17 protein-coding genes are annotated in these 20,754 nt (G+C 36.8%); all 17 read right to left on the bottom strand.

Annotation, left to right across the window (positions count from 1 at the left end; all coding sequences use genetic code 11):
• Positions 1-19: 19 nt before the first annotated feature.
• The 17 genes from DLK05_RS10990 to DLK05_RS10910 all read right to left on the bottom strand — a co-directional run bounded on the left by DLK05_RS10990 (position 20) and on the right by DLK05_RS10910 (position 20,745).
• Complete coding sequence (locus DLK05_RS10990; protein ID WP_127344057.1) at positions 20-2,407, bottom strand: GumC family protein; 2,388 nt, start codon at positions 2,405-2,407, stop codon at positions 20-22.
• 24 nt (positions 2,408-2,431) lie between these two features.
• Positions 2,432-3,220, bottom strand: coding sequence for a polysaccharide biosynthesis/export family protein (locus tag DLK05_RS10985; RefSeq protein WP_127344056.1), 789 nt, complete (start codon positions 3,218-3,220; stop codon positions 2,432-2,434).
• A 95-nt stretch (positions 3,221-3,315) separates the two neighbouring features.
• Positions 3,316-4,719 carry a sugar transferase gene (locus DLK05_RS10980; RefSeq protein ID WP_127344055.1) on the bottom strand — a complete coding sequence of 468 codons (1,404 nt, stop codon included), beginning with the start codon at positions 4,717-4,719 and terminating at the stop codon, positions 3,316-3,318.
• Between the two features lie 56 nt (positions 4,720-4,775).
• Positions 4,776-5,522, bottom strand: coding sequence for a WecB/TagA/CpsF family glycosyltransferase (locus DLK05_RS10975; protein ID WP_127344054.1), 747 nt, complete (start codon positions 5,520-5,522; stop codon positions 4,776-4,778).
• Positions 5,485-6,687, bottom strand: coding sequence for a delta-aminolevulinic acid dehydratase (locus DLK05_RS10970; protein ID WP_127344053.1), 1,203 nt, complete (start codon positions 6,685-6,687; stop codon positions 5,485-5,487). Before DLK05_RS10970 ends, DLK05_RS10975 begins: the two co-directional genes overlap by 38 nt.
• A gap of 222 nt (positions 6,688-6,909) precedes the next feature.
• Positions 6,910-7,983 carry a polysaccharide deacetylase family protein gene (locus DLK05_RS10965; RefSeq protein WP_127344052.1) on the bottom strand — a complete coding sequence of 358 codons (1,074 nt, stop codon included), beginning with the start codon at positions 7,981-7,983 and terminating at the stop codon, positions 6,910-6,912.
• 363 nt (positions 7,984-8,346) lie between these two features.
• Positions 8,347-9,447, bottom strand: coding sequence for a hypothetical protein (locus DLK05_RS10960; RefSeq protein WP_127344051.1), 1,101 nt, complete (start codon positions 9,445-9,447; stop codon positions 8,347-8,349).
• On the bottom strand, positions 9,447-10,718 hold the full coding sequence (locus tag DLK05_RS10955; RefSeq protein ID WP_127344050.1) for a phenylacetate--CoA ligase family protein: 1,272 nt from the start codon (positions 10,716-10,718) through the stop codon (positions 9,447-9,449). Before DLK05_RS10955 ends, DLK05_RS10960 begins: the two co-directional genes overlap by 1 nt.
• A 60-nt stretch (positions 10,719-10,778) precedes the next feature.
• Complete coding sequence (locus DLK05_RS10950) at positions 10,779-12,080, bottom strand: phenylacetate--CoA ligase family protein (protein WP_127344049.1); 1,302 nt, start codon at positions 12,078-12,080, stop codon at positions 10,779-10,781.
• Positions 12,067-13,149 (bottom strand): glycosyltransferase family 4 protein, encoded by a 1,083-nt coding sequence (locus DLK05_RS10945; RefSeq protein ID WP_127344048.1) that lies wholly within the window; start codon positions 13,147-13,149, stop codon positions 12,067-12,069. Before DLK05_RS10945 ends, DLK05_RS10950 begins: the two co-directional genes overlap by 14 nt.
• Before the next feature lie 52 nt (positions 13,150-13,201).
• Positions 13,202-13,861: an outer membrane beta-barrel protein gene (locus DLK05_RS10940; RefSeq protein WP_127344047.1), complete on the bottom strand. Its 660-nt coding sequence runs from the start codon at positions 13,859-13,861 to the stop codon at positions 13,202-13,204.
• A gap of 115 nt (positions 13,862-13,976) precedes the next feature.
• Positions 13,977-14,903, bottom strand: a complete 927-nt coding sequence (locus tag DLK05_RS10935; RefSeq protein ID WP_127344046.1) for a polysaccharide deacetylase family protein — start codon at positions 14,901-14,903, stop codon at positions 13,977-13,979.
• Positions 14,896-15,972 carry a GNAT family N-acetyltransferase gene (locus DLK05_RS10930; RefSeq protein ID WP_127344045.1) on the bottom strand — a complete coding sequence of 359 codons (1,077 nt, stop codon included), beginning with the start codon at positions 15,970-15,972 and terminating at the stop codon, positions 14,896-14,898. Before DLK05_RS10930 ends, DLK05_RS10935 begins: the two co-directional genes overlap by 8 nt.
• Before the next feature lie 187 nt (positions 15,973-16,159).
• Positions 16,160-17,290, bottom strand: a complete 1,131-nt coding sequence (locus DLK05_RS10925) for a GNAT family N-acetyltransferase (protein ID WP_127344044.1) — start codon at positions 17,288-17,290, stop codon at positions 16,160-16,162.
• Complete coding sequence (locus tag DLK05_RS10920; protein WP_127344043.1) at positions 17,247-18,509, bottom strand: O-antigen ligase family protein; 1,263 nt, start codon at positions 18,507-18,509, stop codon at positions 17,247-17,249. The genes DLK05_RS10925 and DLK05_RS10920 overlap by 44 nt, the downstream gene beginning before the upstream one ends.
• 73 nt (positions 18,510-18,582) lie before the next feature.
• Complete coding sequence (locus DLK05_RS10915) at positions 18,583-19,539, bottom strand: hypothetical protein (protein ID WP_127344042.1); 957 nt, start codon at positions 19,537-19,539, stop codon at positions 18,583-18,585.
• Positions 19,540-20,745, bottom strand: coding sequence for an ATP-grasp domain-containing protein (locus DLK05_RS10910; protein WP_127344041.1), 1,206 nt, complete (start codon positions 20,743-20,745; stop codon positions 19,540-19,542). It lies immediately after the preceding gene.
• Positions 20,746-20,754: the final 9 nt, after the last annotated feature.

Genomic DNA, 20,754 nt, shown 5'->3' with positions numbered 1-20,754 from the left:
CTCTTGTAGTGAACCTATTCTAATTCTTGCTGACTTTTGTCCATAGCCTTTGCACAATTCCCGGAGTAGGTTCTTCGTAATAATATCCACTACTATTTTTGGAATGGATATAACCATTCTGAAAACCATTGGAAGTAACATCATTCAACACCAGGGAAAGGTTTGTTAACGTTCCGCGATCTGCCAATTGATTGACAAAATTCACCTGATCTCTATGACTATATGCCTGCCGCAACACAAATAAATTGGTGTCGGTTAGCTTGCCGGTAATAATTCCATCGGTTACCATGGAAACCGGAGCATTATCTATAAACACGTAATCAAATTTCCCTTTTAAGGCATTTAGCAACAGTTCGAACCTCCCATTTTCCAACAATTCAGCGGGGTTTGGTGGTATCGGACCTGAAGGAATACAAGATAAATTTTTAATATGTGTTCTCTGCACCACTTCCTGCCATTTGTGATGTCGGATGAGATAGGTACTCAAGCCTGCCTCATTCTCCAACTCAAATAAATTCTCCAATTTAGGTTTTCGCATGTCTGCACCAATTAGGAGCACCTTTTTGTTATTCATGGCAACAATAGTTGCCAAATTCATAGCAGTAAAGGACTTTCCCTCTGACGGAACGGTGGAATGAATTCCAATAATTTTAGTAGGACTATCGGTTAATACATAGTTGAGATTCGTCCGCAAACTCCGGAATGATTCCGATATTGCCGAGCGCGGATGCTGGAATACCGGCAGCTGATTTGCATACCGATTGTGAGCAATTATCCCCAGTATTGGCAATTGAGTTTTCTTCATTAATTCCTCACGGCTCTTAATCGTGTCATTGAAAAACTCATTGAGGATTATCATCAGAAATGGCAGTCCAATTCCCAGGATTAATCCAATCAATAAATTGATTGCTGTTTTGGGTTTAATCTTTACAATGGTTGCCAATCGGGCCGGATCGATAATTTGAGAATCCGACACATTAGAAGCTGTTGTAATTGCTGCTTCGGCTCTTTTCTTAAGCAGGAATGTATAGATCTCGTTGTTCAAATCGAAACGCCGTTTCATATTATTCAATTTCTGCTCATTCTTTGGCATCTTGGACAATTGATTGCGCACTTTATCCATTCTATCTCTTAAGCTTCTCACATTAATTTGCGAATTGGCTACCAGCGATTTCAAATTTTCATCCAAACTTTGCTGTATTACCTTAATCTCTTTATTTAATATGAGTAAACTTGGATTCTTGGCTTGCACACTATAGGAAAGTACTTCCCGCTTGCCATATAAATCGGTAAGTTTCACCACTAAAGCATCCAATGAAGGATCCGTCATTCCGGCTACAGATGGCGCAACTACTTGTTTTATTTGATTGGCATCCCCCAGATTACGGAGTAACTTGCGATAATATTCGAGCGCTATCTCTGCTTGGGATAATTGTGTTTCCAACTCTTCCAATTTGGCAACTATCACACTCGCTTTCTGCCCCATATCCACAATTCGGTTCCGGGATCGGAAATTGGTGAAATTTTGCCCTGCATTATGCAAGGAATCTACAATTCCCGACAATTGAGCATCAATAAATTTCACGGTATTATCCGATTTCTTATTTTTCTCAATCAATCCAAATTGAATATAAACCCAATTCAATTCGTTTAGATAATCTACTCCTCGCTCCGGCTCACTATTGTCTATTCTTAGATGTATTAGTTCTGCCTTTTTTTCTGCCAGACTAATCACCATACTTTCCATATATTGCAATGTCAGCTTATCTATATCATTAAAGACAAAATAATAATCTTTACCATAATCTACTTTTGCCTGTTTTAGATTAATCTTAAATTGAAAATACTTGTTTTTAAAGGTTTTATTAAAAAAAGCTGTCTTCTCAAATTTCACAGATACTTCCTCTCCTTTGTATTGAGCCTTACCATCTACTTTAATCTTGTAAGTATATTTATCCATCTGAATAATAGAGATGGGAAGATTGGTGAGATTGGTTCCTTCCATCTGAATCACTTCAAATGGTTCTCTGCGATACAAACCCTTTTTCGAAAACAGCGTCTTTTTGTACCACGACTGCTTCCACCCCAGATTCTCCATTGCTTTCCTATTGATAGTATAGGATTTTAGTATCTCTACATAATTTTGGATATTCGCTTTATCACGTATTTGGTAAGCATCAAAGAGTTTTTTGGCACTTGTCTCTTGTGGATCGACATGAACCAAAATAGAGCTGCGAATCATATATACCGGATTAGAATACTTGCTAACCAAATATCCCAAACCTATTCCTATGGCACCACAAATGATAAAAAGTTTCCAGCGAGCCATAATGCGGTATAGAAATTCCTTAATATCCGGACTCTCCTTTTTATCAAAATAGTCCATTACTTCATCTACATAATGCATAATAATAGCTTTTTATATTTGCACTCATCGTAAGATCAAACTGGTGATTAATACTGCTGTTGATATAGTTGACAGCAATATGCTATACACCGCAGAATTCATATCAGTACTTTTGATCCTGGCTGGCTCTATATATACTACATCATTGGGTTGTAGAAAGAATGCATCCGATTTTAGAAAACTTTTATTCGATAAATCAATTCGAAACATTTTGCTTTGATTATCGGTAGATCGCATCACCAATACACGATTTATTTTTGCATAATTGGTGATTCCATTCGCCATGCTAATGGCTTCGAGAACCGTTAAACTGCTATTGTAATTGTAATAAACCCCTGGTGTTGTCACTTCTCCCATTACACTGACTTTGAAATTAAGGAGTTTGACTTTTACCGTGGCATCTTTCAGATATTCATTGGCACGTTCCTGCACCTTCGTTTCCGCATCGCTCTGGCTTAGTCCGGCAACACCTATTTCCCCAAGGATAGGCAGAGAGATATTACCTTTAGTATCTACCAGATATCCGTTAAGATATTGATCGGACAAATTGCTGTACAATTGTTGAGAACCCTGCTGTCCACTAATGGTTTGAGCTGGATTATAGAGTTGATTTACTTCCGGATTCAGCGATTTAATGCTTACAAAAAGATTGTCGTTGGTTTTAATTCTATAAGTCGGTATCTCCACCGTATATTCAGGAGCTAAAACTTCGGCACTTACATCTTGCAAATAAACTAAATCCTGCTTCGACCGACAGGAAATGAGACTCCCGACTATCAGGAGCATCATTAGGATTACATACTTTTTCTTCATGGTCTTGGTTTTTTATTATGGATACTGTTTATTTCATTCACTTTATCTTTTCTGAATTTAATTCGCAGGCTCATTTCTATTAAATTAAAGAGCCATCACTGTCCTTCTCCGGTTATCATTACTTTAATGGTACTGAGGAATAACATTAGGTCGAGTTTTAGCGACCAGGTATCGATGTAGAGCATGTCTAATTTCATCCACTCCTCAAATGGAATATTATTACGACCAGATACCTGCCAGATACAGGTGATTCCGGGTTTCATGCTTAGTCTGCGGCGTTGCCAACGTTGGTATTGCACCACTTCGGATGGTATTGGAGGACGAGGGCCTACAATTGACATCTCTCCTTTAAGAACATTGAAAAACTGAGGCAATTCGTCTAAGGAAGTTTTTCGCAATAAACGTCCAACTCTGGTAATTCGAGGATCGTCTTTCATTTTAAATACCGGTCCGCTTTGTTCATTCAGATTCTCGAGTCGTACCCGAAGTGCTTCGGCATTTTCTACCATGGTTCTAAACTTCAGACAGGAGAATGATCTTCCATTCAAGCCAACTCGTTTTTGCCGGAAGAGAATTGGACCTCCATCTTCCATTTTTATGGCTATGCCAATGGCAAGTAATACAGGGGAAATAAGAATTACGATGAGGAAAGAAAGTGTAAAATCTAGCATTTCCTTCACTTTAAGTGCGAAGTAATTTTTAGTATGACCCGCAAAAGTCAGGAAAGGCAATTCCTTAAAATAGGTAAGATGCGATCGCTTACTTACTACGCTAAGCAATTCGGAATATACCCGAAAGGTTACACCTACTTCGGAGCAAGCATAGATCAATGCTCTTACTTCCTCGTTGTTAAATTTACCTTTGCAATAAATCACCTCATCCACCACATTGGCATCGATGATTTCGTTAAGCTGAAAATGCTCGTGTAAAACCCGAACATGCTCGGAATACTTATCTTTGATATGCTTTCCATCGGACATGATAGCCCATACGTTATATCCCCAATCGCGAATAAAAATCATGCGATCGATAAAATGAAGATAAGCCTCATCATCGGCAATAATCAATACATTTCTTGTATTGTAACCTTTCCCTCTCAGGGCTTTAAATATCCTGTAAACCAATATCCGAAAGCCAAAGAGTAATACCATATTAAGGCATGCAAAAAGGCACAATATCAAAACAGGAACCGTATTGGTTAAAAACAAACTTCCCAAATACAATAAGCCTGAACTTATCACCACCATGGCGAAATAATCTGCAAAAAGTTCGGAATAGGTCTTCACCCGCAACATTTTGCCCAAATTAAACTCCTTAAGCATGGTGTACCAAATGGCTATTATCAAGAGATAAATAGTATTGTTATCGTGGATATCAATTTTTACCGGACGTAAATAATGAATCACAGCCCACGTTACGAACCAATAACAAGCTGCCGATAAGGTAACCTGTATCAGTGTGCTGAGCCTCGCCAATGTTTGTTCTCTTCCTTTAATCATGGTTAATATTTTTTGGGTAGAGACGCACTAGAATGCGCCAATACATGAAATTTCGATTATTTAAAAAACTTCAGAATTCTTTCTTTGAAGATGTAGTAGAGGAACATTGAATTGGTGATGAGGTATCTTCTCCACATTCTTCGTGGTTCCTGCGCAAAACGGTAAAACCATTCCAATCCGTGTTTCTGCATCCATTTAGGTGCGCGCCTCACCTTGCCTGCGACAACATCAAATGATCCTCCAACCCCCATTATGAAAGGCACTTTTAAATCGTTTTTGTAGCTATTTAAAAAAATTTCTTTGGTAGGGGAACTAATAGCAACAAACAGAATATCGGCTTGTGATGCAGCAATTTCAGCAGCGATATCCCCTTCCTCCTCCAGTTTAAAATATCCATTTCTATAACCGGCTATGATCTCCTCCCCAAAAATGGAAGTGTACTTTCTTACGACCTCACTCACCACCTCTTCCTTTCCTCCAAAAAAGAATATCTTATATTTTTTTTGAGAAGCCAGGATCACCAGTTCCTGCATTAGATCAACACCTGCAACTCTTTCGGGAAGTGGAGTTCCTAATAATTCTGAAGCCCATACCACTGCCATTCCATCGGCATTAATAATGTCGCTTTTGACTACCGATTGGTATAATTCCTTATCGGTTTGCATGTGAACCAATTTGGCAGCATTCACCACGATATGTTGAATTGTCTTCTTCTCCCGGATAGAATCATTAATGATATCTATCGTTTCGCGCATGGTGAGTACATCAACCGGCGAATTCATTATTGTAATTCGTGTTCTCATATTCTGGTGTTTTTATGGGTTCAAACAGATAGGTGGATAATGCCAAAAACATCCAGGCTTGTGCCCATCGGATGTATGGTATCTTGGTTATACTTCTTTTACCCGCTTGATAATAGAAGTAACCTTGAGGATCTTGCAGCGATTGAATCGTCCAATTCAATACATTAGTTACTAATTTCTGATTTGCCCCAAAAGTTCCGGTTTTACTCAATGTAATTGGCAATTGTGCCGGACAATGAATATCTATCGGGTACTTGGAATGACTATAATAGTTGGGAACTCCTTGCTCGGTAAAAAAGGTTTTGAGATAATAACCCAAGCCCAATTCTATTTGTTTTGCGAAGGAAGTATCCCCGGTATATTTTTGATAATCGGCGAGCGCTTCTAAATTAAATCCGGTATGAAAATTATCAATCCATTGATGATAAGCTAAGCTGCCATAAGCCCATGCTCCATTGTTTTGTTGTTGATTACAACAGAACTGAACCGACTGCCTTGCCGTTTCGAGCAATTCCTCCTCCTTTGTGTAGTGGTAAATGCGAGCTAGCATTCTACTCCCTAAAAGAGAAGCATTATAAACGGTTGTGTTATCTAATGGAGAATAGGAAAAACAGAAATCTCCATTTCCATCGTAGGTGCGATTCAAATCTTTCAGGATAAAATTCTTTACACTGATCGCTGTATCCAATAATTCTTGTCTGCCCAATATCTCATAGGCATCTAACATCGCATTTCCTACGAAGCTGCTTACCACTACCGATGGTGTTCCCTTGGGCTGAAAGAAAGCTCGTGCTTGCCAGTCGAAATTATATCCCCAACATGCTCCTGACCAATTTTGGGATTGTAAATCGAGTAATTTATTACTGAGAAAATGAATCCGGGATCTTACCTCCTGAGTTCGATCGAGTTGATAAAGCTTACAATATCCACTAAGAAATAAACCAAGACCTTTGGGATTATAAGCCTTATCTACACCTGTAAGACCCCGGAAATTCATTGTACTTCTTTTGAAAGCCTGAATCCATATCAAGCGCATCCATCTGCTATTTTTTAGTAGTGGAAGGGCTTGAAACAATTTGGCATTTAACCCATCGTAGGGATCCCAGCCTTTATATTCCTGGTTTTCGATATAGATTCGAAGTTTTTCAAAACTTTGTTTTATCATGATAGAAAAAGGGGATGTTGTTAATAATTGGGATGTAATTGGCTTTGCTGCATTCCGTCGCGAAGTTGGTTTGTTACATTAATTATAACAATCCTGCGCGACGGGGTAACTCGTTTTTCCTTCTACCCGGGATGGCAGTCGCTTATCGCTCCTTTATCCCGAGCTATAAATATTTGAGCCTTTCAGGCTCATTCTCTTCTTAGTTTAAAACCTATTGCGATTTTATTCTTCCCCTCTAATTTTTTTAAGCATTTCGGTGAGGGTATAGAATTCCAAATCTTCGCGATTTGCTAAGAATTCGATTCCATTGGTGTAATAAAAATCTTTGGGATGTCCTACCAGAACAAAAGGATGAAAATCACTTTCGGAATTTCGCTCTACCTGTTGAGCAGCTCGAAGAAAGCGACTCATTTTTGATTTTGAGAACAGGCAAAAATCCCAGGTAATGGCTTCTTCCTCCATTAAAAAACGGATGGTCTGCCATTTGGATTTTTTATTGCTATTATTTTTAAACTTCTCCAGGGCATTTTTTTTATTCTTTAATGCCGACCGGATTCGAATGCCATCGTACTTATAAATACGTTTCATTTTTTTTGCAAAGATTGGCAATTCCAGAAATCCACTCTTGAAACCATTCCATCTTATGAGGGAATCTGGCTCGGTAAACCAATAAGGTTTTGTTTCGGGTATATGCCGATAGTTGTAGCGGGACAATTTTCCATTGGCATAACCACCATAATAAACCGAGCTATCGGCAAGAAAAGAATTTTCTTTTAATGCTTTCAACAATCGGTCCGATGGGTCGATATTGTATCCTCCGGCTCTGATAATATTACATTGAAAGGCTGGATTGATAGGATGAAGAATGGATTCGATCTCCTGCTTCCCTTTCCAAATCAGCTCCTTCAACCCCATGCTTATAGTATCATTTGCTTGATCCGGAACATCGGGTAATCTCCAATAATCTAAATTCAGAATCCATTCTTCATTTTCATATTTTGCATCAATCCATTGAGGATGCAAGTGCAATTGGATATCGTGTCCTAATTGATAGGCCCTTTGTATTTGTTCTACCATGGCATCGGCAGGACTTTTTTCATATCCCATAGCCACACCATTTTCATAATTTTCCTTTATTTTCCAATATTCCACTACCTCAAAAAAAATAGTGAGCTTGATATCGAATTCCAGACAAAAATCCAGTAATTGGTTGGTTGGTTCGATGATGTGTTGAAATACATCTCCCTTTCCCGATCCGAATAATTCGTAATCAATAGTCAAACACAGTGCGGTCATTCGTTATTTCTTTATTAGCGGATATCTAAAAGGTTCGTGATTTTGAAAATATGCGACCACCTCTTTCTGTTGAGGGCTTGCACCTTAGATTTGATGTTCTCTGCTCCTGATTTGGTGTCCTCTATCATCGCTTCGATATGTTCTATGACAGTTTGTCCATTACGATAGGTTAACGACATGTTATCTATGACATCATGGCAGTCGTGTGTTGTAGTTTCGGTTTCCTCTATTATCGCTTCGACTTACATTACGACATCTTGACAGTTACAGTACATTGCTTTCATTTGTTCCGTGACATCTTGACAGTTAGGTGTATTTATGCCAGCGCCTTATCTTCTATCCTATCAGTATGGAGCCCTCACTTTAACGTTTTAGCTGATAGAAAAAAGGTTTGGGGTCCTTACTATCCCAGACATCAAAGGTTCTTCCCTTGAAATCCAGAAGCACAGACAACATATGAAACAGGTGTTTGGGTGCTTTTAATATCAAAACCATATCTCTCATACAATTGATCCATTTTACCCGATAGGGATTTTGCGCAGCCTCCGTTTTTAAGCCTAATACAAAGGGAATCAGATCGGGATATTTTAGTTTGAGGATACGAATGAAGCCAAAGGGACGGGGATTCACTTCGAGTAAATAAATCCGATCCTTAAATATTTTAAATTCCACATCCAGAAATCCTGTAAAACCAGTTTGAGCCAGTAGCTGTGAAGCTTTGGATTCTATTTCCGCTGCATATGCTCCGGTATATTCTTCGACCATAGACGAAACGCCCGATCGATAATGCCGCACTTCATTTACACAAATTCCCAACTGAGGTTTTCCATTCAACACATAGGCACCGTAGGATATATTGTTTTTCAAATCAGCTCCCAGATATTCCTGCATGATTAATGCTTCCTTTTCTTTCGGACTGCATTTCTGCAGTAGCTGTCTGAGTTCCTCAAGCGTATTAAGAATGGCGGTTTTAAATCTCGGTTTGGTATAGAGATAAATATCCCGATCCCACTTCACAATTTGAGGAAATCGAATATCACTCCAATCTTTCCTCTCCTCTAACTCTTTTAATAAAACGCTTTTCGGATAATCCAGCTTCACCTTTTCGGCCAATAGATAGGATTTGGATTTTGATATTAAACTGGTGACAGACTCTTTATTGTTCGGTATTACCTGATAATCGATATAAAACTCAGGATAATGATTCAGGAGATAAGCTAAATAAAATCCACTAGCCACATAACAAGTCCATTGTTCCTTCTCCAAGGCCAGTTGCCTTAATATTTTAACCAGATCTTCCTCTTTTTCCAGTCTTATTTTCTCGCCATATTTCGAGTGCATGGCTATTTCGTTTGGTCTCCCCAGCAACAAAATATTAAAGCCCATGCGACTAAATTCCCGAAGTAGGAATAGCGCTTGCGGACCTGCCCCAACGATTAATAGGTGTGCAATTTTTTTCGACATTAGACTAAATCTCTTTGAGATACTACCAAATTAAATTTTCCCTTTGGGGATCGAATCAACTGACTGGTCTCGATTTTCTCGAAACGAACCTGACAATCGGTTCCAATCAATTGTCGCAGATTCTGTTCTATCACGCGAATATGTATTTCTGAAAATCCCTTATCTGGCACGATATTCACTATAATTTCTCCGACTCGCTTCTGAATAATTTGTGCTGCCAGCACTTTTTGGGCTTTTTTAAATGCCAAATCCAGTCGTCCAATTCTCTGTCCATTCTTTAAAAGGATATAATCATCATCCCTGCCTTCGATCTTTTGTACTACACAAGTACCATTACTGGTTGGCGATAATTTAACCACATCCTCCACTTTGTAACGAAGGAGCGGAAAGGCTGAATTAATAAATCCGGTAGTTATTAAATGATCGTCGGCCACCTCGATATGCGAGTACAATGGAAATTCGCGATACAGATTATCATCAAATTGCCCGAAAGCAACGGTTTGTTCTGCATTGCCATACCAGTCGAACACCTTTGTATGCAATACCTTTTGAATGATATCTTTCTGAAAATCATGTAAAACCTCGGAGGAAGTAAAGCCAATTGGTATGTGTAATTCCTTACCGGATTTGTACAATTCTGTTGCTAGTATGTGCATGGAGCTAGGATAACCTTTGATCACTTTAGGCTGAAAATCATGAATCATCTTGTAATATTCGTCTATGCGATCAGCACTTAAATGATAACTCGACATATAAAGCACATTGTTACTTTTGTCGTAATAAGAAAAAGTATTCCGATCTAAAGTACCACGCAGAGAAACTACCGGATCGCCGAGGTGATAACCATGCATCTGCTGAAAAAAATGCCCGTAAGCATATTCCTTAATCGTAGATTTAAAATCGCGATAGACTTGCAGCGGAGTACCCGTAGTTCCACTGGAATAGGCTTTAAAAACGGATAATTTACAACTTGCCAAAATACCTGCTGTATTTTGCCTCACCTCCGCTTTCGTTATAACAGGTAATTTGTGAATATCTGATATTTCCTTTATGCTATTTCGATCGAGACCATGCTTTTGATACAAATCCTTATAGAATACAGAATCGTCGAAAGCATTTTTATATTGCTTTACGAATTCGATGCTCTTTAATGCCAGAATTTCAGCCTTAGATTTTTCACTTAAAGCAATAATCTTACGGAGCTCTTTTTCGAATCCTCCACCAAACTTGATTCTGTAAGCAACTAAATCTTTAATGGTATTTATGGCCATAGGTTCATCTCGAAATTAATTGATTTAACTATTTGAGATTAATGTAGGATATGATATTCCTTACTGATCTTCCTCTATCTCGTTAAGGATTTTCTGTGTGATACTATCCTTTTCTTCGGCATTCAGTTGCGATACCATGAGATTGAATTTTCCCGACTTGCTAAGAATAATTTCCTCATCGGTAATTTCCTTATAATGAATAATAAAATCGTCGCCAAGTAGCTCCTTCAAATTCTTCAATATTTCCTGTTTGTTATTATCGGTGAAGCCATAATCCGGTATTAGATTTAAATCCATTTCTCCCCTCTTTTTCTGTACAATTTGAGCTGCCAGAATATTCTTGATTTTATTAAAATTAAAAGCGTGATCGAGTAATCCAACCTGCTGTCCATCTTTTAGAATTATATATTGATTGTCGCGGCCTAAAATCCGGCTGGTGCAACATCGAATACAAGAGCTATCGCATTTTAGCTTTATCACGTCATCGATTCGATAACGTATTAATGGAAATGACTTGTTGATAAATCCTGTTGTGATAATGTAATTTTCTTTCACCTCAATATGTCCGTACAAAGGAATATCCTGATACAAATCCTCCTTTACCTGTCCCATAGCAATGGACTGTTCTGAATTCCCATACCAATCCCGAATGGTAGAATGCAACACTTTCGTGATGATTCTGCGTTGAAAATCGTGCAATACTTCGGAGGAAGTAAAAGCAATTGGAATATTTAACTCCAATCCTTTTTTATACAGTTCAGTAGATAGTATTTGCAAGGAACTAGGATAAGCCTTCACTACCTTGGGATTAAAGTTTTGAATCAGATGATAATATTTCTCTATATTTTTCTCATTCAGATTGTAACTGGAAAGATGCAGGGTATTTAATGATTTATCGAAGCGATATATTTCATTTTTGAATAAATCACCTTTAATCGAAATCACCTTATCGCCTAATTGATAGCCATGGATACGCTGGTAATTGTATCCGTAAGAATATTCCTTACAAACCGATGCATAATCGCGATAGAGTTTGAGCGGAGTACCGGTTGTTCCACTTGTAAAAGACTTATATACCATCATTCTGTTGGTAGTCAATAATTCATCTACGCGGTTTCGGATATCCTCCTTTGTAATGATTGGTATTTTTTCAGCATCTTCGATAGATTGAACCGACTCCAGTCTTAAACCATGCTTGCGATACAATTGGCTATAAAACTTTGAATAAATAAAAGCATTGCGATACTGATTTACGAATTCCTGATTTTTTAATTCTTCTAAACGGGACTCACTAATTGAGTATAACTTCTCAATTCGTTTTAATTCTTTTTCAAAACCATAACCAAATTTAATTTTGCTCAAAAAGAAATCCCTTATTCCCCTGTAATTCATGGTAGATTGAGAATAAAGTTTTTAATACAGCTTGCGGATAAAAGTCAGCTGCTCCATCTGCTGACCTCTGAGAGAATGTTTGCAATAGTGCTTCGTTCTGAAGGAACTTATCTATTGCATTTTTAATTGTAGCTAAATCACCCGGTTTTACAAGAAGTCCATTCCTGTATTTGTATAACAGATCGGGAATTCCACCCACCTTACTTGCAATAACTGGTAATCCATAACTCATTGCTTCCAAAATAGAAAGTGGCAATCCCTCCTTGTAAGAAGTTAGAATAAAGGCATCAGAAGTGCGAAATAGTTGTTCCTTCTTTATGGAATCTGCCCATCCTTCGAAATGAACCAGTTTTTCTAGTTTCAGTTTCTTGATATCATTCACCAACCGAATCGTCTCGCCATTTCCTGCAATCCTTAAAATCAATTTATTTTCAAATTTTGAACGATACTTTACGATTACTTTTAATAAATCAAAAACGCCTTTATTATCTCCTATCAATCCTAAAAACAACAGTTGAAATTTCCCATTCTGCTTAATTCTGTCTGTATTTATCGGAGGAATCACCATATTATTAACAATTACTACCCGCTTGGGACGAAAAGCACTGGTAAAAAAGAGTTTCCATTTCTCGGATAAACAAACCACCAAATCTGCGGAATGCATAACGTAACGAACTCGTTTTTGGATAAAAACCGGAGACTTCAAGTAAAAATCCTGAAAACCACCTCCGTGTACATGATAGATGATCTTTTTATGAAAGAAAGTTCGAACCAAGGAAAATAACAGGTATTTGCGATAGAAACTACCCTTGGAAGCTCCATGTATATGAACAATTTTAATCTCAGAATCCCGAATTAAACGGAACCAAAGTTCCAGCATACAGAACGGAAACCAAAGCGTATTCACGATCTTCGAGTGAAATCGATGGGTAAGCAGAACCTTAAAATCATCCATGTGCTTTGAATAATTATTCACACATAAACCAATTCCTCCTTTGCTATTCTGATTCCCTGGAGCTATGTAGAGTACTTCTTTCACTAGAAAATTTAGTTTGCAGACGATGTATAATCAAAATGCTGAAAAAATTAAATTATTTGGCACCAAGAATGATCGTAAATCCAAAATTAATACCAAAAGTACCAATCACAGTTTTTTCATCATCCGGGTTATTATCCTTATCCTTAATTGTTAGTGAACTATATTCTGCCAGAACATCGAAAGTTACTTTTTTGCCAAGTGGAGCAGCAATACCAAAACCACCCCCCAGAGAGGTAATTCTGGATGTTGATTTATCATTTAAATTTACCGATTGATACTTGTTTGTCATGCTACCAAATGCAGTGCTTAGCTCAAAAAACGGCATTACTTTTTCGGATGGAATATAATATCTGAACAAGGGACCAATGCTAAATGAAGATTGCGTAACCTCATCGCTACTGCTTCCATCTTTATTTTTAAATATGGATAGATTTAAATCGAGTCCAAGCGCAATTTTATTTGTAATAAAATATCCGACCTTGGGTTGTAAATTATAATTAGTAAGCTTATCAGCATCAGATTCCCTATAACCTTCAGCATTACTTTTATATTTAACACTCGAAAAGCTAAGGTTCATTAGATTAGAACCAGTTCCAAGCGTATTTAAGGTAGAAGACACCCCAATAAGCATATCTCCCTTCTTCATTTGAGAAGAAGCAATTTCCGGATTTAGAAAAGAATATAAAATAATTATAAACGCTAATTTTTTCATTTTACCTCAATTTAATATTAACCTACTCTTTCGTTTTTCGGGTTCCACGTTCTTATCATTTATGGCATTCAAACATACCTTACTATTCTTGATTTTCTCATTTCATTTGATTGAACTAAGAAAACTGCTTTTCTATTTTAAATTTATGACTGGCAGATTTTAATCTTATTTGTATTGGCTTCACATACTTATGCCACAAACCAAGCATTCGGCAAATGTTTTCATACCTGCCTCCTTTGGTATTCATAGAAATTCGTGGCATTTCAAAAACACTCCCTCTGTTCAAAAGATTCGGATTTGTAGTAAATGCCATCTTATATCCATGCTCCCTTAATAGATTTAGATCTCTGGCATCGTAATCGCCATTGGGAAATGCAAAGGAGTTTATTGAGGTATTGAGCCATCGCTCCAGTGTTTTTTTCGATTCGCGATATTCAAAATCTAACTCATCATTAGTGCATTGAATAGTAATAGGATGATGATAGGTATGAGAACCAATAGTCACAAGTGGATGATTGTGCAAATATTCCAATTCTTTTAAATTGATAGCAGATCGTTTTAAGTGTAATTCTTGCATCAACTTATGAATCACCTCCATTCGCTTCTTATTCGGTACTTTTTTTAAATCTTCAATAGCATTGATATTCAAGGTATCCGATTTTAAATATGCAGCATATTCCCACCAATAATTACCGGTAACCACAGGTTTTACAGGTACAAATAAACTTATTGGAATCTGGTATTTTTCAAGGATAGGAATCAATTTCAAATTTCCCTGCCAGGCATCGTCAAAAGAAATAAATACCTTCCTGCCAGAAACTTCCTGATTCCCAATCGCAAGTTCATAATACTCCTTCTGATCGATGAATTGAAATCCGGAAGCTTTAAGGAAGCGAACAATGCCTTTAAATAAATATACCGATGGATTATGGAAATAAATGGACAACACTTGCGTATTGAATTTCTCTAATGCTGATTTCTTGAAAAAAATTAGCAAAATTAATCCTATAAAACTTCCTAGTACTTGTCTTAATTTATACATCACAATGCAATTTTGAGAGTTCTTTTAACACATGTTTATCTTCTCTTTTCAAGCGATACAGAAAATAAGGCAAGACCAACAAGGCTTTTAAGCGATAGCTAAAATCAAAACTCATATAATAGTCCTCTACCTTATGAGTAAACTGAAATTTATATTCATCGAGGCCCACACCAAAGGAGAACTTTTTCTTATGTTCCTTAAAACATTCTTGAATATTACAATCCATACATTGCACGCCTACTCCATAAATTCGGTAATCCCGATCGAAGGCACAATCAAGACCTATCCGAACTCCATTACAATCTATATTTGTAACATACGCAACAGGCATATTATTAAATTTTGCAAACATCACATGAGACGGAAAGCTCTTATACAAAAGTAAATGGAATTTCTCCTTATTGGGATCTTCATACACATAGTTCTTCCCATCAATTTCCTTTGATTTGGCAATTCGTTTAATGTCTTCAAAATTATTCCTATTAATCTCTTCGTAGGATAATTTTAAACGAAACCCATCTTTCTCAATTTTGCGTCGTGTTCGTTGCAATTTCTTTCGAAATCTTTTGGCATAAGCATGCGTGTAGAAATCTTCATAACTACTGTAACTCGAAACAGGTATTATAGGTGCACCTGAATAATGATACAATTTGTATTTTGTATTCAAAAGAGATGATTTCGGAATGTATTTCAAAAAGATAAAGTGAAATTTCACATGTTTTTTTATCCAATGAATAAGCTCTTCAATATAAACAGAATCCAAATCCTTAAGAGTTATAATATCCTCTCCAATACAGGACCATTGTTGTCCCAGAAACTCGATAAATTCCAATCGCAAACACTTACAGTAGATACGAGTTAGCTTAAGCAAAGGAATAATTGCCACCAATTCCTCATTCAAATAAGCCGCAATGATATATGGCTTTTTTTTATAGCCAATTACATTGTTTTCAACATTTTCAAATACAGAATACCAGTTGTATATCCATTGGAAAGTATTACTCGGATAAGTTTCTTTATAGTTTATGTCTTCCAATTCTTGCAGGCCAATGGAATGAAAGCGATACATTATTCATAAAATTTTGAGATTAAAGTTTTGCTAATTAATTAGGTAGAATTGAATATCATATGGTATTCAATGTGACCTTAAAGAATAGTACTTTGTCGATTTTGAAAGGCGAATGTGAATACAATCCCGATAATTGACAGTTTTGTTATTGTAATTTGTTTGTTTTGTTTTTCTCTAGTTGAAAATATTATTCATTCTTAATAATATTCCTGAGCATTTCGCTTACTTTTTTGTCCCTTTTCTGTAATTGGTAATAGAAATAAGGCAAAGCCAACAAGGCTTTCAAACGATATGTGAAATCAAAGCTCATATAATAAGTTTGAACCTTATCAGTAAACTGAAATTTGTAGGTGTCGAGTCCCATGCCAAAAGACATCTTTTGCATCTTATCCTCAAAACTCGTTTTAATACTTGCATTGATGCACTGAATTCCGGCTCCGAATTTTCTATAATCCCTATCAAATGCTGCATCAATTCCAATTCTTTCTCCATTCCAATCGATACTGGTACCATAAGCTACCGGCTGACCATTAAACTTCACAAATACAACCTGTGAGTTGAACTCCTCATACATTTTCAAATGAAATTCCTCCTTCTTTGCATCTTCATATAAAAAACTCTTTCCATCAATTAGTTTTGATTTGGAAATTCTGCGTATCTGTTTCAGGCTTTCCTTCGTAATTTTTTCTGTATTTACGGTCATTTCAAAACCGTGTTTATTGGTTCGCCGCAAGGTTCGTCGCAAGTCCTCTCTAAATTTCCGGGTATAAACCTTCTCTGCAAAATCTTCATAATTATTGTAAGAATCCACTTCTATGAATGCAGCACCCGCATAATGAAATAAACTTAGCTGTTTGGCAAAAATGGAATTCTCTGGTAGATACTTCAAAAACAAAAAATGGAAAGGAATATTTTTTTTAATCCAACGAATCAATTCGCTTGTAAAAGCGACCTCTAATTCTTTCAATACTATAATATCATTGCCCAGACTAGACCATTGCTGCCCGAGAAATTCCAGAAATTCAATTCGTATGTATTTAAAATAAGTGCGATTTAATTTTAATAATGGAACGATGGCTACCAATTCCTCTTTTTGAAATGCAGCGATAATATATGGCTTTTTCCCATAGCCAATAACATTATTCTTCACCTCTTTAAATACCGACAACCAGTTGCTCATCCATTGAGCCCTGCAGCTGGGGAAATTACTGTGATAATGGATTTTCGCCAACTCCTCAATACTAATGCTACGGAATTGATATACTCGTTCCGCTTTAGATTCGGTAGTATGTTTTTTTGTATAAGCTAATGTTTCCAAAATTTCTTTTTATTTCAATATATTGGTTAATTCTACTCTCTATTAATGTCATTCCGGTGTAAATCGCTAAAAATACATCCAACAAAAAATAATTGGCTTGTTGGGTTGCCAAGCAGGATATAAACATGAAAAAGATAGCAACAGCTAATTGGTTATGGCTGCTTTTCGATTTCCGAATGGCATCGAGTAGAGTATATAAAAATGCCAGATACAGTAGAAAACCTATAATCCCATTATCTACAATTGTTTGAACAAAACCATTATGAGCAAAAAGAGGCATACCATCCTTTTTTTCATATCTGTTCTGAGATTCCTGCATTCCCATACCAACGAGGTAGGTCACGAAGTTACTTTCATATAAATTTTCTAAATAAACCTGAGCTATTTCTAATCTGCCGGAGCCAACTGTTTCGTAGGATGATTTATCCTCCTGTCCGGTTCTTTCATCCATTACTCTCCTGCGAAAACCTTCGTTGGTTTGAAACAAGGCAATTAATCCACCAAAAAGAAGCAATCCTACCATTGCAATTTTACCCAAATCTTTTATGCTAATTTTTCGGATAAAAAGAACAATCACACCAACTACAAACATAAGCCATCCGGTTCGGGTATAGGTTTTAAAAAGAAAGAATACTCCAATTAAAAATAAAGGTGCCAGAATAAAATTAAGACGGAAATCACCACGCTTTTTCACCACAAACTCCAGAATTACAATACTTGCAATCGCCAACATGGCGGATGTGTAATGTGGTGCTCCTAAAATCCCCACTAATCCGTCGAGGGATGTATCCTCCATCCATAACATGGTTGCACTTACCGGTGCAGAAAAGACACCGAAATAAAAAGGAATATTGGACAGAATATAAAAAGCTGAAAGATACAGCGGAACTATTCGTAATGTTTTAAGTGCTCTTGGCGTATTCACATTTAAATAGATCCAGTGAATTATAATTGGTATACTTAAATATTTAGTAAGATTGATTATGGCATCAATAGGAAAATGGAAAAATGAAACATTCACAATATTCTTAAGTGCAAAGGCATATCCGAGTATCAAAAAAGAGTATTTCACATCCTGTCCGAGAACGCTAATGATCAGAAATATTAGCAATGGCATTTTCCATACATAAGCCATTTCCTGTCCCCCAATACTATATGACTTTAAGAAAAAGGCCAGAAAGAAAAGCACAAACCACAATCCTATACCAATATATTTCATGCAAATGCCATTTTTATTTACTAAACCACTTCCATAGGACTAGAAACAAAAAGCTTGTTTACCACTATCGATCTCACAACACACTATTAATTACATTACAAATTCTATCCATATCTAGTAAGCCGTATCGTTGATCTACCGGAAGAGGGATTATATATTTTGACAATTGATATTCTACTTGGTCTGCTTTCGAATTCTCCAAAATATTTGGCCAGTAAGTAGGCACAAAAATTTCCTGTTTTATCAATTCCTCCCGAAGGGAATCCTTCTCCACATAAAGCGGGTAAGTCATCGGTCCATCAATTTCTGTATCGGAAAAAGACAAGTTATTTTTATGCTTTAGCTTTAAATTAAGGTATTGGAAATTTTGATTTCGTCTGGTTACTACAGATTTATAATTTATTCCTGCTAAAATTCTGGTAGTGAAATTAGACATGTATTTTATTGGCAGACCACACAAATATTCTTCGTTCTTCAAAAACCGGGAATAACCATCCATTGCACCGTTCTCAAATCTTCTTAAAAGATGTTCCGTTCTGTTCCACGATACTTCCTTTTCAAATTCCTCTTCTAAAAATAAGTTTGTCGACAGATAGGCTCCATCGGGTACACCAAAAAATTTACGCGCCGAATAAAAGGTATCTACTTTGGGAAGTGGTAGTTCAAAGAAAGCCTGCGAATTATCAACGATTAGATTAATTGCCATTTTACTAAGCTCAGCAATATATCTCCCTTTCAATCCAAAATAATTGATAACTAAAAGGCATTCATCCTCCTTCAATGGCTTCAATTGAATTGGTTCTAAATCTGAAGAAATAGCGTACCATTCAAATTCCAAGTTCAATTTAAGGATAGGCTCCAATAATGCTGAACACGAATAAACAGGAAGGTATATCTTACGATAATGATTAGCCCGAAGTATATATTCTAAGCAATTTCGTCCAGAATTTAGGCGAACTAGTCCAGCATGATATTCAGATTCAAATCTGCTTTCCAATTCGAAATATCCACCAATTGACCTCTGTCCCATTTATTCTAATTCTACAGCAATTAAATCCTCAATTCTATTCATCATATTATCCCTAATATCTTCATTCGGGAATTCGAGCAAACCAATTCCAACTGTGCAATTCGATCCCATGAATTTGAGCACCGGCTCACCTTGCTCTACCATTAATTTTATATCCAGCACATAGTCTGATATTCTATCATCCAATCTCACAGATTTTAATCGTCCGTCTTTTTTGGAATGAATCACATATGTGGTATAGAACTTATCTATATCCTTTTGGTTTAATATTTGGGGCTTCACTCCCATGCAAGCATCTACACTCATTTTAATCATATCGACATTACTGGCACATTTAATGATTTCCGGAATGCAGTTGCCTCCGTTTCGAGCTCCTATCTCCATCAGGAATATTTCATCATTCTCATCAATAATAACCTCGATATTAAAGCCACCAAACTTGATTTTAAGTAAATTTATTGCTCGCTGTAATTCCTTTTGAATATTTTCATGCAAGGTGCTTGCAAGCAAGGAAGGATAATTGATACTGGAAGGAACAAAAGGATTAATGGTCTCATCATTCCCCTGATCTCCCAAATAATAAGCGATAATTTTGCCATCATAAACGAAGATATCTCCATCCAGTTGGGGATATTTTTTCTCAATAAATTCCTCCACAATAAACCGCTTACACCTCGAAAATGATATCGCATAAGTAATGGCTTTTCCCATCTCCCAAAAATCATTTACTGCACTAATACCTTTGCTCCCCGATGAATCTACTGGCTTCACGATTACAGGATAAGTAAATTCGGAGGAGTAAGATGCAAAATCTTCCAGCGTACTAAATCCTCCATACCAGGGTGTATTAAATTTATGCTTTCGCAAAAAACTCCGGTAAAGATCTTTTTCGGACAAGGTTTTTACCGATTTATAGGAATTCCCTGGTAATCCCATTCTCTCGGAGACATAGGCAGCAGTTGGAGCGGCAGGATCGGATGCATAAGCAAGAATTCCATCAATCTCTAATTTACGAGCCAATTTTAACACTCCCTTTAGATCCGTAGTGCTTACATTATGAAACTCATCAGCATATTTACAGCCCAAATTTTCAGGATCATTGCCACTAACAACAACATGATAGCCCATCGATTTTGCATATTCGATGCATGGAATCTGAAAAGAAGTTCCCCCAAGAATTAATAGCTTCTGTTGCTTATTCTTCATTACAATTTG

It is taken from the genome of Ancylomarina longa (assembly GCF_003996985.1).
Classification (GTDB): Bacteria; Bacteroidota; Bacteroidia; order Bacteroidales; family Marinifilaceae; genus Ancylomarina_A; species Ancylomarina_A longa.
Note: the sequence above shows the minus strand (reverse complement) of the source record. Positions and strands in the feature narration are given on the sequence as shown.

Excerpts from the sequence above, each read along its gene's own strand:
- DLK05_RS10965 (WP_127344052.1), bottom strand. The coding sequence starts at position 7,983 with ATGACCGCACTGTGTTTGACTATTGATTACGAATTATTCGGATCGGGA.
- DLK05_RS10910 (WP_127344041.1), bottom strand. The coding sequence starts at position 20,745 with ATGAAGAATAAGCAACAGAAGCTATTAATTCTTGGGGGAACTTCTTTT.
- DLK05_RS10980 (WP_127344055.1), bottom strand. The coding sequence starts at position 4,719 with ATGATTAAAGGAAGAGAACAAACATTGGCGAGGCTCAGCACACTGATA.
- DLK05_RS10955 (WP_127344050.1), bottom strand. The coding sequence starts at position 10,718 with ATGGCCATAAATACCATTAAAGATTTAGTTGCTTACAGAATCAAGTTT.
- DLK05_RS10960 (WP_127344051.1), bottom strand. The coding sequence starts at position 9,447 with ATGTCGAAAAAAATTGCACACCTATTAATCGTTGGGGCAGGTCCGCAA.
- DLK05_RS10975 (WP_127344054.1), bottom strand. The coding sequence starts at position 5,522 with ATGAGAACACGAATTACAATAATGAATTCGCCGGTTGATGTACTCACC.
- DLK05_RS10930 (WP_127344045.1), bottom strand. The coding sequence starts at position 15,972 with ATGTATCGCTTTCATTCCATTGGCCTGCAAGAATTGGAAGACATAAAC.
- DLK05_RS10920 (WP_127344043.1), bottom strand. The coding sequence starts at position 18,509 with ATGAAATATATTGGTATAGGATTGTGGTTTGTGCTTTTCTTTCTGGCC.
- DLK05_RS10940 (WP_127344047.1), bottom strand. The coding sequence starts at position 13,861 with ATGAAAAAATTAGCGTTTATAATTATTTTATATTCTTTTCTAAATCCG.
- DLK05_RS10970 (WP_127344053.1), bottom strand. The coding sequence starts at position 6,687 with ATGATAAAACAAAGTTTTGAAAAACTTCGAATCTATATCGAAAACCAG.
- DLK05_RS10985 (WP_127344056.1), bottom strand. The coding sequence starts at position 3,220 with ATGAAGAAAAAGTATGTAATCCTAATGATGCTCCTGATAGTCGGGAGT.
- DLK05_RS10935 (WP_127344046.1), bottom strand. The coding sequence starts at position 14,903 with ATGTATAAATTAAGACAAGTACTAGGAAGTTTTATAGGATTAATTTTG.
- DLK05_RS10915 (WP_127344042.1), bottom strand. The coding sequence starts at position 19,539 with ATGGGACAGAGGTCAATTGGTGGATATTTCGAATTGGAAAGCAGATTT.
- DLK05_RS10990 (WP_127344057.1), bottom strand. The coding sequence starts at position 2,407 with ATGCATTATGTAGATGAAGTAATGGACTATTTTGATAAAAAGGAGAGT.